General features: G+C 61.1%; 17 protein-coding genes. 6 read left to right on the top strand and 11 right to left on the bottom strand.

Features of this window, described 5'->3' with window-relative positions; genetic code table 11:
* Positions 1 to 140 precede the first annotated feature (140 nt).
* On the bottom strand, positions 141 to 1,226 hold the full coding sequence (locus U9R80_RS18050; RefSeq protein WP_301842019.1) for a helix-turn-helix transcriptional regulator: 1,086 nt from the start codon (positions 1,224 to 1,226) through the stop codon (positions 141 to 143).
* A 157-nt stretch (positions 1,227 to 1,383) separates the two neighbouring features.
* Here U9R80_RS18050 and U9R80_RS18045 point away from each other — a divergent pair, with 157 nt between their 5' ends.
* Positions 1,384 to 2,724, top strand: coding sequence for a hypothetical protein (locus U9R80_RS18045; RefSeq protein WP_301842017.1), 1,341 nt, complete (start codon positions 1,384 to 1,386; stop codon positions 2,722 to 2,724).
* Positions 2,725 to 2,834: 110 nt separating this feature from the next.
* Positions 2,835 to 3,128, top strand: a complete 294-nt coding sequence (locus U9R80_RS18040) for a hypothetical protein (RefSeq protein ID WP_301842015.1) — start codon at positions 2,835 to 2,837, stop codon at positions 3,126 to 3,128.
* 213 nt (positions 3,129 to 3,341) lie between these two features.
* Here the strand turns inward: U9R80_RS18040 and U9R80_RS18035 are convergent, their stop codons facing one another.
* The 6 genes from U9R80_RS18035 to U9R80_RS18010 form a co-directional block, all read right to left on the bottom strand.
* On the bottom strand, positions 3,342 to 3,761 hold the full coding sequence (locus U9R80_RS18035; protein WP_301842013.1) for a hypothetical protein: 420 nt from the start codon (positions 3,759 to 3,761) through the stop codon (positions 3,342 to 3,344).
* Between the two features lie 632 nt (positions 3,762 to 4,393).
* A complete protein-coding gene (locus U9R80_RS18030) occupies positions 4,394 to 4,693 on the bottom strand; it encodes a chorismate mutase (RefSeq protein ID WP_301842011.1) in 300 nt (99 codons plus the stop codon).
* A gap of 45 nt (positions 4,694 to 4,738) precedes the next feature.
* A complete protein-coding gene (locus U9R80_RS18025) occupies positions 4,739 to 5,371 on the bottom strand; it encodes a BRCT domain-containing protein (RefSeq protein ID WP_301842009.1) in 633 nt (210 codons plus the stop codon).
* 13 nt (positions 5,372 to 5,384) lie between these two features.
* On the bottom strand, positions 5,385 to 5,774 hold the full coding sequence (locus tag U9R80_RS18020) for a hypothetical protein (protein ID WP_301842006.1): 390 nt from the start codon (positions 5,772 to 5,774) through the stop codon (positions 5,385 to 5,387).
* A 153-nt stretch (positions 5,775 to 5,927) separates the two neighbouring features.
* Positions 5,928 to 6,986, bottom strand: coding sequence for an NAD(P)-dependent alcohol dehydrogenase (locus U9R80_RS18015; RefSeq protein ID WP_301842004.1), 1,059 nt, complete (start codon positions 6,984 to 6,986; stop codon positions 5,928 to 5,930).
* A gap of 113 nt (positions 6,987 to 7,099) precedes the next feature.
* A complete protein-coding gene (locus tag U9R80_RS18010) occupies positions 7,100 to 7,654 on the bottom strand; it encodes a UPF0149 family protein (RefSeq protein WP_301842003.1) in 555 nt (184 codons plus the stop codon).
* 191 nt (positions 7,655 to 7,845) lie between these two features.
* Between U9R80_RS18010 and U9R80_RS18005 the strand changes: the two genes are divergently transcribed.
* The 4 genes from U9R80_RS18005 to U9R80_RS17990 all read left to right on the top strand — a co-directional run bounded on the left by U9R80_RS18005 (position 7,846) and on the right by U9R80_RS17990 (position 11,906).
* On the top strand, positions 7,846 to 8,397 hold the full coding sequence (locus tag U9R80_RS18005; RefSeq protein ID WP_301842001.1) for a hydrolase: 552 nt from the start codon (positions 7,846 to 7,848) through the stop codon (positions 8,395 to 8,397).
* A gap of 176 nt (positions 8,398 to 8,573) precedes the next feature.
* Positions 8,574 to 9,368, top strand: a complete 795-nt coding sequence (locus U9R80_RS18000; RefSeq protein WP_324803471.1) for a hypothetical protein — start codon at positions 8,574 to 8,576, stop codon at positions 9,366 to 9,368.
* A gap of 45 nt (positions 9,369 to 9,413) precedes the next feature.
* Positions 9,414 to 10,751, top strand: coding sequence for an endonuclease/exonuclease/phosphatase family protein (locus U9R80_RS17995; protein WP_301841997.1), 1,338 nt, complete (start codon positions 9,414 to 9,416; stop codon positions 10,749 to 10,751).
* Positions 10,752 to 10,826: 75 nt separating this feature from the next.
* A complete protein-coding gene (locus tag U9R80_RS17990) occupies positions 10,827 to 11,906 on the top strand; it encodes a DUF1615 domain-containing protein (protein WP_301841995.1) in 1,080 nt (359 codons plus the stop codon).
* A gap of 352 nt (positions 11,907 to 12,258) precedes the next feature.
* On the opposite strand, the gene U9R80_RS17985 is transcribed toward U9R80_RS17990, so the two are convergent.
* The 4 genes from U9R80_RS17985 to U9R80_RS17970 are packed head-to-tail and all read right to left on the bottom strand — an operon-like array spanning position 12,259 to position 15,726.
* On the bottom strand, positions 12,259 to 13,167 hold the full coding sequence (locus U9R80_RS17985; RefSeq protein ID WP_301841993.1) for a metal ABC transporter solute-binding protein, Zn/Mn family: 909 nt from the start codon (positions 13,165 to 13,167) through the stop codon (positions 12,259 to 12,261).
* Entirely contained in the window at positions 13,164 to 14,063 is a 900-nt protein-coding gene (locus tag U9R80_RS17980; protein ID WP_301841991.1) for a metal ABC transporter permease, read from the bottom strand. The genes U9R80_RS17985 and U9R80_RS17980 overlap by 4 nt, the downstream gene beginning before the upstream one ends.
* The gene (locus tag U9R80_RS17975; RefSeq protein WP_301841989.1) at positions 14,063 to 14,812 is read right to left on the bottom strand and encodes a metal ABC transporter ATP-binding protein; all 750 of its coding nucleotides are present in this window, start codon (positions 14,810 to 14,812) and stop codon (positions 14,063 to 14,065) included. Before U9R80_RS17975 ends, U9R80_RS17980 begins: the two co-directional genes overlap by 1 nt.
* Complete coding sequence (locus tag U9R80_RS17970) at positions 14,809 to 15,726, bottom strand: metal ABC transporter substrate-binding protein (RefSeq protein WP_274113560.1); 918 nt, start codon at positions 15,724 to 15,726, stop codon at positions 14,809 to 14,811. The genes U9R80_RS17975 and U9R80_RS17970 overlap by 4 nt, the downstream gene beginning before the upstream one ends.
* Between the last annotated feature and the right edge of the window lie 9 nt (positions 15,727 to 15,735).

The raw sequence follows: 15,735 nt of genomic DNA, 5'->3' as shown, positions 1-15,735 counted from the left end.
AGGATTAATGCATGGGCCAGCCCAGACGAGGCCTCATCAAGGACCCTGGATAAACGAGTTTTTAACGAGGCTTTGGTTGCGTCAAACTGTGCGAAGCGGTTCATAGCCTTTCCGTGTATGAAATCGTTAGCGCGATCGAGCTAAGTGGCACTCTCGTGCACAAGGTGCCCATATGCCTGGGCCATTTGCCTGACGCAATTGCTGATGCTTTCCCGTAACTGGGCCGGTTCAAGTACCTCGATGGCGGCACCGTGGCCGAGAATCCACCATTCAAGGCCTTGGGTGTACTCGTAGTCACACTCCAGCATCCAGTCGCCGGAACTCAGAGGCGTCAGTACCTGATTTTCTGTCAATGGGGTTTCCGACTCATCCAGTCGCTCACGAAGTGCCTCATTGATCCTCATCTTTAATCGGATGGGGCCGCATGCTTTGTGAATTTTCTGAACATGCTCAGACGGTGCGAAATTCTCCGGTATTGATACGCGACGAGACTGAAGTACATGAACGGCTTCAAAGCGTTGAAGTGGCAGCTTGCGAATGATCTGATCACCGTCCAGTTGGCAAATCAGGTAGATGCTTGAGTCCTGGTAAGCAAGACCGAGAGGGTTAAGGAGCATGCTTTTGGTATCTTTGCTACGACGAGATCGGTAGCGCCCCCTGACTTGGGTTCCCTCCAGAATAGCGGTCTGAATTGCGTGTAGTACCACACTGGAGACCTTGGCTGGGCGGAGTTGAACTTGTTGGGTTCCATGCACGACCTTTCCGACCCAGCCATGTTCCAGTGAGTGATTTTTTTTGAGGATGTCCCTGGACCGTTCATAGATCGGTTTCAGATCAGCTAGCGCTGCGTGGTGCAAGAGGTGCTGAGCGTGCTCGTAAAGTGTCACGATCCCCAGAGCTACACGGCTGGATTTCAGTTGGGAGGGTGATAATTCCAGTGTCTCTGCCCGCCCATAGTCGCCCGCAAAGTTCAGATCAATAGGACTTTCATCATGCAAAAACCACGTCGGAGTTTCATGTTTGCCACGCGACTTCACCTTGAGTACACCTGCCTTGGCCATGACTTCCAGATCACGCTGGATCGTTCGGATGTCCACACCACTGTCATCGCTACCCTGTAACTCAGTCGCGGTAATGCCTTTTCCCTTTGACGACCTCACATTGCGCAGCAGTTCAAATCGCCGCTTCAAGGTCTTGATCGCATTCGGCAAATCCTGCTTGGTCACATTCGGCTCCTCTGTTGGCCCACATCTGGATGCGAAGATCAAACCGTCACTATTGGCGTCAATGGCGGGATAAACTAGCTGCCCATGTGCGACAGGTTATGTCGTACCTAGAGGGATACTAGCGCAACTCAAGACGCCCATCACAAGGAATCGGGACATGCATCGCGATCAGTACCTCGGCACCACTTCTTCCGCCACGACGAGCCATGTGGTGGGTGACTTTGTCGATTGGCTGGTTAACAACCTGGGCAACACATCGCTATTTACTCATGAGTACACGGACCGCCGCAGCGGCATCCTTTGGCAATGCCAAGGGCTTCAGGACGCTTGCGCACGCTATCAATGGCGGCACAAAGGGGCTCTTGGCGTTCCACCAGGAACAGACCTGACCAGCAACGGTGAAGCGCTGAACGCACTGAGTAGCGCGTTGCGTAGCAGCATCAACCCGGCAAACGACCAGGCTGCATTTTCCGCTGCTGCGGATGTGATGATATGGGGCGGCGTCCAGGCAGGTAACATTCGCTGGCTGAGTATCAACATCAACAACCTGGCCCAGACCCTGACGTCGACAGCCGCCGCATTGACCCGCGGCGACCTGACTGAGCAGATCCTCGTGAGTAATGGTCTGCGCTTCAACGCCGGCATGACCAAGGTCTACTCGCTACTGGTCAACGATTTCATCATCTACGACAGCCGTGTTGCGGCCGCCCTGGGCTGGATTGTCGTGAAGTATTGCCAGGAGAAGCAGCTCTCGAGTGTCCCCGCCGAACTCGCCTTTCCCTGGGCGCCTTCCAAAGAGGGTCCTAATGCAAAGTCGCCAAAGAACCGCAACCCTGCTCGGCATGGTTACAGCTTTCCGCGTTTGATCGCCGGTGCCCACCATGCAGAGTGGAATCTCAAGGCCAGCTGGATTCTGGCAGCGGCATTGGCCCGGGCACCTGCCAGCGATTTCGCCGTCTCCTCTGCCGTACCGGCGCTACGCCAACTGGAGGCTGCATTGTTCATGATCGGTTATGACCTGCCCCATGACGGGAGCAATGCCCAGCCTCTGTTGACCACCCCCCCGATGCCTGGTGACGGTTGGACCGAGTGCTACACCGCTGCAAAAGGCAATAAGTTCCACTACCAGATTGACGGCGGCGCAATACGGCTTCATGGAGGCCGCCGCTATCCGCTCGAGGTCATCAACAAGATGTTGAATATCCTTTGGGAAGTATCGGGTAGCACGCCATTCCCTCTCGCCAATAGCGCAACGAAGGTCCGTGCCGATGAAAGCGCGTTTGGTATCGGTACCGCCTACTACGAAGCGACCGACAAGAAGGGTAACCCGCCTGACGCCAGCGCGCTTGCAGCCGTACTTCAAGACATTGGTGCACTGCGCTTCACACCGGGCCGTCGTGACGCGTGGTCGATCAATACTGAAGTGTTCCCCCGCGAAGGCATGATCGACGTCACTGCACTCATCACTCGCGAAATCGAGCTACTCGAAGACCTGTAGCCAATCACTTGAACCGGAGCGTGCATCACACACGCTCCGAGTTTCTTACCCCTTCAACCTTGCCAAAGGAGACCGCCATGTCAGCCAGATAATGAAAGGGAGATGTGGATATGGCACGCACCTACCGGCGCCATGGCTGCCAGTACGATTATGTTTTTGTGCTCTGGGACATTGAGCCCGAGTTGCTCACTTCGCGAAGTCTCGCAATCCGCAAGCGCCTGGCGCGTTTTCACAGCGACAGCTTCGCAAGTCAGCGAGAGACGCCGCCGAGACGTTTCCGAAAGGTCACGGATCGCAAAATTCGCTCCGCAAACCTGAAGGTCCTCGCATGTTGGCTCAAGAACCCGGACTTCGATCTGCTGTTTTGCGATGTCCGCCGCTGCCCTGCTTGGCACCCCATGTAAGCCCTGATGTAACGCCCGGATCGACATTCAGGTGTTTGCATCGAGCGATTGCAGATGGCCGCATCGGCGGCCTGAGCCAAGTGCACCGCTCACTACAGTGGTGCTTGCCCCTTTTGCAAAGCCCGACAAGGCATCGTCGAGCAATGCCTTGGCTTGGTTGCTGTCAGATATGGGTACCTGCTCTCGAGGGATCAGTAGTCACTTCCAAGCGTTTTATTGGGTAACCTGGCCGAGCATCTCGCAGAATTTGTCTCTAGCCCCGGATTCCGGCGTATAGAGGCCGGCTGCAGCAGCAAATATGAACGTGACCTTGGAGCCTTCACCGACCGGTTCAATAATGACGTTCAGGGGAGCCGTCTTGCTGCTCAGATTCACGTTCTGATACGCAGAAATCAGACCGCGCTCGGGATCGGCGCTCTCGACGTGGAAGCTTTCACGCAACAGCATCTTGTAAGCATTGGTAAAGGCTATGGAGGGAGCTGTGGTAGGCAGTTCAGAGGTAGTGGTAAACGATTTCCCAGTCAGAAAACTTCCGGACGTTGTGAAATTATCTTCGCACTGCTTGCCGGTGTGAGTCGCGCACCCCTGGAGAGCCACTGCACCCAGCAATGTAGCTAATACTCGAATCATCATTCCCTATGGTCCTTGTCCTACTAGGTTGACCCATAGGGCGCGGACCACATTGTTTGCGGTACCCCCTACTGGTCCATTCGTGACTGCCCATCCTGAAGCGTGGACAGCAGAGAAATTGTGCGGTGATGGCACTCTGCTATTTTCTTTTTTTTGGCGCCGTGTTTCAAGCTATTCAGATTATTCAGTGCTTGATGGTTCACCGGCTGACGTGGACGCGCCTTCAGATGATTAGGCCACCCGTTTGCATTGAACTTGATGAGTCTTGCGACCCAAAGCCGTCAGTGCATAGAGGCTCGGTGGGAGCAACTGTCTTCACCATGCCATTCATCACCGCATTGGCGACTGCTACGCAGTCGATCGCAGCCTGTCGGCAGCGGCTACGGGCGGTGTAGCCGCTGCCGAGGTACGAGGCTGCGATCGGCCGCGCAGCGGGCGTAGAGCGTTTCCCGGACTGATCGCAGTGGGAGCGGGCTTGCCCCGCGATTCTGGCGATGGGGAATGTTTGCCATGCTGCCGTGAGTCTGTCGCGGGGCAAGTCGAAGCGTCGCACCGCCGCTCCCACTGGTGTAGGACCGCTTCTGGCCGATAGCTGCCCCTCGAACCATCCACTTCAACTCACAAGTCGACACGCACTATGAGGACTTCACCAGCCCCGCATGCACCCTCAACTCTTCCTCTACAAACGCATCAATCATCGCCCGATACACTCGCTCGACCACATGAGCAGAGGCCCCTGTTTCCTCAGCAAGGCTTCGTACTTTGGCAATGACCTGCTCGACCCGCGCCGGTGCTCTTACATCATCGGTGGTCTTCTTGAACGCCGCCGCCTGGGCAACCAGATTCCCCCGACGCGCAAGCAGCCTGACCAGTTCACGGTCAATGCCGTCAATATGCTCGCGAACCTCTTCGAGCGATGTGCAACGTACGTCCATGTGCAATGCCTCTGTTGTGTTGGCCAATGCGCGAGGTTAGTGCTTTCAGCCAAACACCGCTCGCTGCCAATGTTCCTCACTGACAATCGCAATCCCGCCACCCGCTTCGCGAATCTCCAACGCCTTTTTGATCTTCGTTCCATAGCTACTGTGCAGCCACTGTTCGTTCCCAACACTACCCACGACCAGGAAGTGGACCTTCTTGCTCACCGATCCGCCAATCAACCCGCCACGCTCAAGCACCAGCGCTTCGCACTCTTTGCGCGGCCCATAAGCCATTGCGCCGGTGAACAGATACACGCGGTCGGACCACTCCAGCACGGGGGCTGGAATGTTCAGGGGCAGGGTGGTCGGGGCGGTAAAGGACCGGACGCTGTTTTGAGGGGCGCCCGTAAATTGATGCAGCACTTCGAGCAGTTCTGCGGACTCGTCGGCATCCAGAATGCCGTCGCTCAGCATGTTGGTCAGGCGCCGGTACAGCAGGTTGATCACAGGGTCATCCAGGTGGGCCAGGTGTTGTTCGATCCAGCTTTTGAGGAATTCGGCTTCTTGCTGGTTGATGCTGCTGTCGGCGGTGAGGCCGGCTGCGATGCCGAGCAGGGCATCGGCTGAGCGTCGATCGATGCGGGCCTGGTGGTAAAAGCGGCTGTTCTGGAATTCCTGATGCAAATCGACCATGACGCAGGGCTCCTTATTCTTCCATCTCAAGCTGCGGGTTGTAGTACTTCGCCGCATCCGGCGTAAACGTCACCAGCATTCCGGTGCGGGTGCAGTTGAGGGTCAGCTCGGTGCTGGTATCAATCTGCAGGTCTTCGCCGCGCAGGCCCTGCCACTGGGCCAGGTATTTGAGCGAGCCGTATTTTTCGCGTTTTTTCAGGGGGCGTTCGACGCCGCCTTTCCAGCCCAGCACGGGGAGTTCGCCAGCAAGGCAGCGCTGGGCGACTTCCGGGTGTTTGAGGGCGCGTTCCCGGCCGATTTCCCAGCAGCGGATCAAGCCGTTGTCGGGGCCTTGCCAGGTGTCGGTCCAGGTGAGGGTAGGGCGGGGTGCGACGTGGATCGGGCGGTGGACGATGGTGGACATTGGGCCTCCCTGGCTGGTTCTTTTTGTAGGACAACACGGTGTGTGGGATGCGATGCTACTAATTGGCCATCATTGATGTCTAGTGGTGGTGGATAGGCGGGTGTCAGCGGTGCGGGTATGGGGGGATGACCCCATCGAATGGGGTCATCAGGTTCAGGGTTTGGCGGTGTCGTCCAGGCTGGCCATGTCGATGACGAAGCGGTAGCGCACATCCGAGCGTTCCATGCGTTCAAAGGCTTCGTTGATCTGGTCCATGCGGATCATTTCGCAGTCCGGGAGGATGTTTTTGCGGGCGCAGAAGTCGAGCATTTCCTGGGTCTCGGCGATGCCGCCAATGGGCGAGCCGGCCAGCCGCCGGCGGCCCAGGATGAAGGGGACGGTGAGTTGTTCGTCGATGGGGCCGACCTGGCCGACGATCACCAGGGTGGCGTCGACGTCCAGCAAGGCCATGTACGGCGATACATCGTGGCGCACGGGGATGGTGTCGATGATCAGGTCGAAGCTCGAACGGGCTGCGGCCATCGCTTTGGGGTCGGTCGACACCAGCAGGTTATCGGCGCCCAGTTCCAGGGCGTCGGCGAGTTTGTCCGGGGTGCGGCTGAGTACGGTGACGAAGGCGCCCAGCCCGGCGGCCAGCTTCACCGCCATGTGCCCCAGGCCGCCCAGGCCGACTACCGCCACGCGACTGCCGGGGCCGACGTTCCAGGTGCGCAGGGGGGAGTAGGTGGTAATGCCGGCGCACAGCAGCGGCGCGGCCTTGGCCAGGTCCAGGCCGTCGGGGACGCGCAGCACGAATTCTTCGCGAACCACCAGGTGTTTGGAGTAGCCGCCGTAGGTGGGCTCTTTGGTGATGCGGTCCAGGCCGTTGTAGGTCTGGGTGTTGTTCTCGCGGCACAGTTGCTCTTCGCCTTTACGGCACTGGTCGCACTGTTGGCAGGAGTCGACCATGCAGCCGACGGCCACGGCGTCGCCAACTTTGTAGCGGGTGACGGCGCTGCCGATGTCGGTCACCCGGCCGATGATTTCGTGGCCGGGGACGATCGGGTAGCGGCTGATGCCCCAGTCATCCCGGGCCTGGTGCAGGTCGGAGTGGCAGACGCCGCAGTAGAGGATCTGCATGGCCACGTCGTTGGGACGCAGGCTGCGGCGCTGGAAGGTAAAGGGCGCCAGCGGCGCCTGTGGGGTTTGTGCGGCGTAGCCGATGGTGAGCATGGGGCACCTCTCTGAAAAGAGTCGGATGGGCATGGCAAAAGAGTCAGTCAATGACTATAGCCATCCTCGGTGCATTCGCCTGAAGCCGCAGCCTGGTGGCTGCGGCAAGTGAATCAGCGTTGCGCTACCCAATAGTCATGCAATGCCCGTGCAGCCGGTTCAATGGCCGCCACGCGCTGGCGATGCAGCACTACGTCGAAATCCACCGGCAGCTCGTAGTTGTCCTGCTCGGCGCAGTCCGTGATCAGTTGCAGGCGGCCCGCCAGTGGCTCGGTCAGTGCCGGCCAGTTGCCGACGGCCACGCCACGCACATAGCCAAAGCACCATTCTTCGGCCAGGGTCAGTGGTTGGCCGCGGTGTTCGGTTTGCTCGAAGCGCGCCTTGAATGCCTCGGGCGCGGTAGCGAGCTGGCTGGCCAGGGTGTTGAGGTGGCGCACGCACAGGTCGATGAAGCGGCGGCATTCTTCCGGCTTTTGCCACTCCGGAGTGTTGCTGCCCCAGATGGCCGGGAACCATTCGGCGATGTCCACCTGCGCAGGGCTCGAGACCAGCGCGGTGAAGTAGCCGTCGAGCTCGGAGGGGTTGAGCACGGAGTGGTCGTCACCGTACTTGAGCAAGATGTCTTCGATGTACTCGAACTCGCTGGGGGTCAGGGGTTGGGCTTGCATAAACAGGGTCCTTGGCGAGGTGAGCGTGAAAAAAGGCGGGGAGGATGGCGCTTTGCGACGAATTTTTCCAGTCCGGGGTGCGCTGGGCTGTCACTTTTCGGCGCGAAGCGCAGCAATGCCAGGCCGTCATTATTGACGCCATGGCCGTGGTGGGCGAGCCTTGGCGGCTCACTCATGACGAGGTGTAAGGGATGTTGATCAAGCCTAACCAGGCCAGCCTGCTGGTCATTGATGTGCAGGACAAGCTCATTGGTGCCGTCAGCGATCCGGCCGGCACCCTGGCCCGCACCCGCTGGCTGCTGGCTGCTACGCATGCCCTGGGCGTACCCACGGTGTTTTCCGAGCAGTACCCCAAGGGGCTGGGCCACACCGTGGCGGCGCTGATCGAGGCTTCGCCCGCAGCGCAGGTGGTGGAAAAGCTGCACTTCTCCTGCGTCGCCGCCAACTGCCTGCCGGCCTCGCTGCTGGCCCGCGAGCAGGTGGTTGTTTGCGGCATGGAAACCCACGTGTGCGTGCTGCAAACCGTGCTCGGCCTGCGTGAGCTGGGCAAGCAGGTGTTCGTGGTCGAGGATGCCTGTGACAGCCGCACCAGTGCCAGCAAGGCGGCCGGTATCGCGCGCATGCGTGATGCCGGGGCGCAGATCGTTACCCGGGAGATGGTGCTGTTCGAGTGGATGGAAAGTTCCAGCCATGAGCAGTTCCGGCATATCAGCAAAAACTACATCGTGCCGGGGGATGTTTGAGTTCTGCCGTGTGAGCGCCGCGAACGATTTCCAACTGCTTGTGCAGGTATGACGCAAGGTCTACTGGGCCCTCATTCAAGGGGTCGACCATTATGAAGTGCTGGTACACAGTAAGTCGCTTCGGCATTTTGAACAACTCGTATGCTACACCGGCCGATATAAAGTCTGATTGCTGCGTGGTCAATTACAAGGGCACTTTGTTTTGTGCTTATATCGCCGAGGGTAGCGACCAAAACGTCAAGTTCATTTCCAAACCCTCTGCCGCGGGCTGGGGCAATCCGCTTGAAGTGGGCGCCGTCAGCCTCTCTGGATCGCCCGCTGTTTTTGTCTTCCGCAACAAGCTCTATGTGCTCTGCAGCGGTCGGCACATCGTGCGGGAGCAGAGTGTTTCAGCTCATCTGGCCGAGTACGATGATTTGACCGGGCGCTTCACCGTGACTGAGTTCGCGGCACAGTTCGTCGGCGGGCCCAGCCTGGTGGAGCACAATGGGCAGCTCTACATGTTCTACAAGGAGCCGGATAGCACCACGGTGCTGTGGAAGTCCACCCGCGACATGGTGACCTGGAGCGAAGCAAAGCCCGTCAAGATTGACGATTCGCTTAACCTTTCCTGTGCGTTGGATCCGGTGGCTATCAGTTATCAGGGGTTGATTCATCTGGTGGCCAATAACGAACTTGGCAAAGGTTCGTTGTTGATCAAGTTCGATGGCGACACCGCCTGGACGCGCGCCAGGACATGGATCGCGAGGGACTATTCAAGCCCGCCAGGGCTGGCGATTCACAATGGCTTGTTGAAGGTGGCATTCAGTGGCTGGAAAGGCAATCTGAGTGCGCGTGCGATCGATCTGTATGGCTACGATGGCAATGTAATCAGTGAGCCGGATACCAGTCTGAACCTGGGGGCGAAGTTTCGGGTTTCCATGGCGGTGCAGGACGGCATTTTGTATGTGCTGTACCACGGTCAGGACTGACGTGTACCACGCCACTTCATTGTCCCTTGATAAAGGCCATTGCTCATGCCAGTGAACCAGGATGTTCGCCACTACATTGACCACTTGTTGATTGCCGGGCTGTCTTCCGACCCCTTGGAAACGCAGATTGATTTCATTGTTGGGGAAATCGTCGAGTTGCTGGCCCGTGCGCCGGATGAGGCGCCTCCCACCAGCGCCTACCTGGCTTCGCGGTTGTCCTCACTGTTCATGCGCAGCAGTAACCAGGCGCTGCAGGCCAGCTACGCCAGCGCCGTTACCCGCGTGCTGCAGCGTCGCTACAACGAGCAGCGTGTGATCACGGCAATTGCTGGTGCACCGCGTGCCACAAGCCTGGCCGTGTTGCTCATGCTCTACCGATTTCATCATGCCTTGCTGATGAATGGGCTGCGCAGCCAGGACGGGCCGCACAGCCTCGATGCGTTCGATGCCTTGCGCATGCTGCAGATTATCGTCGGTGCGGCCTTCGGACCCTGGCATGCGTATGTACGCTTGAACGGTGCGGTACGCGACTACCATCACGCCCGGGTGAGCGAGCGAGCCGGGGGGGCACAGATCGAGATCGGTCGTATCAATCGGGCCGGTGCCCCGATTGCCCTGCGAGCGGCCACCTGGAATCTGCAGGGTGGGGCGCAATCAACCGACTACAAGTGGCGCACACGGGTGCTCCAGCTGGCCCGTGAGCACGATGTGGTGGTTTTGCAGGAAGCGGGTGTCGCGCCTTTTTCCGCACAGCATCTGGAGCGGATGCGCATTGACGATCAGTTCGGCCAGCAGCACGAGGTCAACCACTATCGTTGGTCGGGGGGATCTGCAAGCCGTCCCGAGGGCTACCAATTGTTCTTTCTCAATGTTCAACGTATACGCGTGAACCTTGCCATCGTGGTGGCCGAGCGGGCGAACCTGAGCATCCAGTCGGCGCTGGTCATTGCCGATGGCATACCAAGCGATCCCCAGGTACCCCCCATCCGCCCCGTGCTGGGGTTGCGCCTGCGATTGCAGGGGCTGGTGGAGGACATTGTGGTGGCCAACCTTCATGCCGTTTCCGGTGGCGGGGTCAACGCGCCGAGGCTGTTGCGGGAAGTCAGCTGGCATGCCAGTACGCCCTACGTCATGCTGGGCGACTTCAACCGCGACCCACGCACGGCTGATGCTCTGCACCCGGATCGTGGCGAATGGGTCTCGCCACCGGACATCGCCCAGGTCATCCCGGCCAACGGCAGCACCCACCCCAGTGTCGCCCCGCAGAACATGCTCGACTATGCCGTCAGCAATGGCACGGCCGGGCCGTCGAACCCTGGTCGGGTCGGCGTGGCCGGGCCCTCCGATCACTTGCCGGTCTCGTACAGCTTCAACTTCCAGTAAGGGCCAGTGCTTGATTGCAGTCGGCCCCGGCCCTCGCTACTGTGCTGCTGATCGAGCACAAGGCGAGGGCGGTACATGCGGGTCAGGGGATGGTTGTTGGCGATTGTGGTGCTGCTGACGGTGCAGGGTTGCGTCACCCAGCGCGAGGCACCGGAAAGCGACCCCGCCAAGGTGCGGGCGCAGATCCTGCGTTTGTTGCCGGCATCCACCCAGGACCGTGAAGGCTGGGCCCGGGATATCCAGACGGCCTTCACCACGCAGAAGATCACCCCCAGCCGCTCCAACCTGTGCGCCGTGCTGGCGGTGACCGAGCAGGAGTCCACCTTCCAGGCCGACCCGCAAGTGCCGGGGCTTGGCCGCATTGCCCGCCAGGAAATCGACCGTCGCGCCGCCAGTCTGCACATCCCGCAGATGCTGGTGAACGCGGCCCTGCAGACGCGTTCGCCCAATGGCCAGACGTACAGCCAGCGCTTGAACGGGGTGCGCAGCGAGAAGCAACTCAGTGCGATCTTCGATGACCTGATCGGTACAGTGCCGCTGGGGCGCACTTTGCTGGGCGACTTGAACCCGGTCCATACCGGTGGGCCGATGCAGGTCAGTATCGACTTTGCCGAGCGCCATGCGCAGGGGTATCCCTACAGCCATTCGGGGACGATTCGCCAGGAGGTGTTCAGTCGGCGTGGCGGGATGTACTTCGGCATTGCTCATTTGCTCGGGTACCCCAGCCACTACGAGCGCCAGTTGTACCGGTTTGCCGACTTCAATGCCGGGTGGTACGCCAGTCGCAATGCGGCGTTCCAGAGTGCCCTGAGCCGGGCCAGTGGGGTGACCCTGGCCCTGGATGGGGACCTGATTGCGCCGGGGGCGATTTTTCCGGGCACGACCGAGAAGGCGGCGCGGCGGTTGGGGGAGCAGCTTGATCTGCGTAACCCGAGTATTCGCAGCCAGTTGGAGCAGGGCGATAGCCTGGCGTTCGAGCAGACGCGATTGTACAGCGGGGTTTATGCACTGGCTGAGGGGAAGGCGGGCAAGCAGTTGCCGCGGGCGCAGTTGCCGGGCATCGAATTGAAGAGCCCGAAGATTACCCGCAAGTTGACCACGGCCTGGTTTGCCAAGCGGGTGGATGAGCGCTATGAGCGGTGCATGAAACGGTAGGAGCGGGCTTGCCCCGCGATGAGGCCCCTGAGTCGTGCACATCCAGGTGCAACGGTGAAACAGGATTGCAGGCAGGCATGGATCTGTCGGCAAGATTCACGATCCATCGCGGGGCAAGCCCGCTCCCACAGATCGAGCTCGGTAGGAGCGGGCTTGCCCCGCGATGAGGCCCCTGAGTCATGCACACCTAGGTGCAACGGTGAAGCAGGATTACCGGCAGGCATGGGTCTGTCGGCAAGATTCACGATCCATCGCGGGGCAAGCCCGCTCCCACAGATCGAGCTCGGTAGGAGCGGGCTTGCCCCGCGATGCGATGTATCTGTGGAATTGCTATCGCAGGGCAAGCCAGCGATTACTGCAAAGCCTCTACCACGTGCTCGACACTGGCCTTCAACCCAACCAGGGTGTCCTGTGGATCGGTGTCGATCACCAGCAGTTTCGCACCGCTCGCGGCAATCACGTCCGCGACGTCCTTGCTCGGTTGTTTGTGGTGCATCACCAGCGCCACGTCCTGTGCTTTGAGTTCATCCCCCAAGCCTTTGAGCGCAGCGGCGTCCCATTGGTCGTCGGCCAGGCGCGGGTGGTCGATCAGGTCGAGGTTCAGGCCGCTGATCAGGTAGTCCAGTCGATCTGACAGGTTAATCACGCTGAGGTTGTCCGCCTCGGCCAGGCGCGACTCGCTGTCGGCGCTCAGTTCCAGCAACTGGCGCTTGAGGCTGGCAAGGTTGGTCTGGATTTTCGGTTGGTCGCTCGGGCTCAAGCGCCCGAGGTCGTTGGCGAGGACGTCGGCCATGCGCCCCAGGTTGGTCGGGTTCAGCCAGGGGTAGGCGGCAAAGGCGTTGCTGCCCTGTACGGCAATCCCCGGCAAGGCGCCGTCTACCGGGCGGGCGGCGTCGATTTCGATAATGCGGATGTTAGTGCGCCGGGCCATCGGGTACAGCGGGTCATCGCCCCAGATCGAGCGCAGGGCGATGACTGCATCGGCCTGGCTTGCGGCCTTTTGCAGGCTGGCGCCACCCCGGCCGCTGAAGTACGACGGCTGGCGCGAAGCCGGAATGTTCGCCGGTGCCGCGCGTTGCAGTTTGACGCTGGTACCGTCGAGCAGCGCGGCTGCCAGGGCGTGGGTAACGGGAAGGGCGGCCAGAACGGTGGTCGTAGCGGCCTGTTGCCGAGGGGCGGCCGGTGCGTTCTGGGCCAGGCCCAGGGAGGGCAGGCCGGCGAGCGCCAGGGCCAGGCACAGGTGCTGGAGTTTGAAGGTCATGCCGGGTTTCCTTGCAGGCGTGGAACAAGGCCGCGCGCCAGTGCGGCGAGTGCGAAAAAGGCACCGGAGACGAGGATGATCGCCGCACCGGAAGGCACCGGCAGGTCGAACACGATCGGCAGCAGGATGCCGGCCAGGGTGCTCAAGGTGGCGATCAGCACCGACGCCCAGAAGAAACCCTTGAGCGACTGGCTGACCAACCGCGCCGCCGCCGCCGGGATCACCAGCAGTGCGCCCACCAGGATCGCCCCGATCACTTTCACCGCCGCCACGGTCACCAGGGTCACCAGCACCACGAACAAGTAGTCCAGGCGCTTTACGGCCACACCTCGCACCGCCGCCAGTTGCGGGTTGAAGCTGGCCAGGATGATGCGGTTGTACAGCGGCAGGGCCAGGGCCAGCACCAGGCTGCCGACAATGCCGAGCACCAGCAGGTCCTGGGGATTGACGGTGAGCACTGAACCGAACAGTACGTTCTCGAGAATGTGTACGTTGATCTTGCCGGCCAGCATCAACAACAGGCTCGCGCCCAGGGCCAGGGACACCGACAGGAACACGCCGATCAGGGTGTCGGGCGACAGCCCCGTGCGGTTGCGCAGGAAGTTGAGCAGGATGCCGAACAGCAGGCAGTAGCCGAACAGGCTGCCGTAGGGGCCGGTGTAGGGCTCGCCCAGCAGGATGCCGATGGCCACGCCGGTCAGCGCCGCATGGCCCACCGCTTCGGAGAAGAAGGCAAAGCGCTTGACCACGACCAGCGTGCCCAGGCCGCCCAGCACCGGGCCGATCATCAGGCCCGCGAGCAAGGCGTTGACCACAAAGCCGTAGGCCAGGGCTTCGGGCAGGTAGCCGGCGTTGGCCCACGCCTGGATCAGCAGGCGGAATTCTTCGTAGTTCATCAGGCGATGCTCTCGCTGCGCGGATGGATGGAGAACAGGCTGAGCAGGCGCTCAGGGGTCAGGGCCTGCTTGGGCGGGGCGTCGAACAGCACCCGGCGGCTCAGGCCTGTCACCCGGTCGGCCAGGCGTGTCACCGCTTGCAGGTCGTGCTCGATCCACAGCACCGTGGTGCCGGCGGCGCGCCAGTCCAGCAGTAGGCGCTCGAACACCTGGATACCGGCTTCGTCCAGCGCCGACATGGGCTCATCCAGCACCAGCAGTTGCGGCGCCGGGATCAGGCCCTGGGCCAGCAGCACGCGCTGGCGCTCGCCACCGGACAGCGCGCCCATGCGCCGCTTGCGCTTGTCGAGCATGCCGACCTGCGCAAGCGCTGCGTCGATGGCGGGCGCCACCTTGCGCGAAAGCCCGAGGAAGGCCGGGCGGCGCTGGCACATGGCGGCCATGAAGTCGTCCACGGTCATCGGCAGGCCACGGTCGAACTCCAGTGCCTGGGGCACGTAGCCGATGATCTGCGCATCGCCTGGCCAGGTCAGGGTCAGTTGGCCCTGGTGCGGCATCTGCCCCAGCAGGGTCTTGATCAGCGAGCTCTTGCCGCCGCCGTTGGGGCCCACCAAAGCATGCACGCTGCCGGCGGCGACCTTGAAACTGACCTGGTCGAGAATCCGTGTGCGGCCCAGGGTCAGGTCAATGCCGGCAAATTCGATGTCCGGCCCGCAGGGCTGGCTGACGACGGTTTCGGCCACGGTCATGCCTTGGACTCCTTGATCGCACGCACCACGGTGTCGAGGTTGCGCTTCATCTCCACCTCGTACTTTTCCTTGCTGTAGTCGCCGTAGGAGATGTGAGTCAGCGGGTAGATCTTCACCCCCGACTCGCGCTGGATGGTCTCGACATAGGCCGACGGAAAGTCCATCTCCGAGAAGATCACTTTCACGTCCAGGGCCTTGAGCTGGTCGATGGTCTTTTTCAGCTGGCTTGGGCTGGGTTCGATACCGTGGGCGGGCTCGACCACGGCGGTGACTTCCAGGCCGAACTCGCGCACCAGGTAGTCGTAGGCGGCGTGGATGGTGGCCACGCGGAACTCCGCGCCCGGCGCTTCGGTGACCTGGGCCAGGGCGTCGGCGCGCAGTTTACGCAGGCGCTTGGCGTAGGCGCGGGCGTTCTGGCTGTAGTACTTGGCGTTGTCCGGGTCGAGCTTGCCCAGCTCGCGGGCGATGTTGTTGACCTGGGCGATGCTGGCGCTGATCGACAGGAAGGTATGCGGGTTCACCACCTTGCCGGCGCCACGCGCAGCCACGCCGGTGGCAGCCAGCAGCGGTACGTTGGTGTTGGACTCGATCACGGTGATCTGCGGCTTTTCGCTGGCGGCGATCATGCGGTCGGCGAAGTCATCGTGGCCGATGCCGTTGAGCACCACCACGTCGAGGCTGCCGATGCGCTTGATGTCCTCGGCCCGTGGCTCGTAGGCGTGGGGGTTGAAGCCTGCCGGAATCAGCGGCACCACCTCGGCCTTGTCGCCGACAATGTTGCTCACGTAGCTGTAGTAGGGGTGCAGGGTGATGCCGATACGCAGCGGCTTGCCGTTGTCGGCCAGGGCCAGGGTTGGCAGGGCGCAGGCGATCAACAGGCTCAGAACACGGCGGGCGAGGGCGGAGCGAAGCATGGGGCGTCC

Source organism: Pseudomonas sp. JQ170C (assembly GCF_035581345.1).
In the GTDB taxonomy this organism is placed as follows: domain Bacteria; phylum Pseudomonadota; class Gammaproteobacteria; order Pseudomonadales; family Pseudomonadaceae; genus Aquipseudomonas.
The sequence above is the reverse complement of the archived record's forward strand: the minus strand, read 5'-3'. Positions and strand labels throughout refer to the sequence as shown.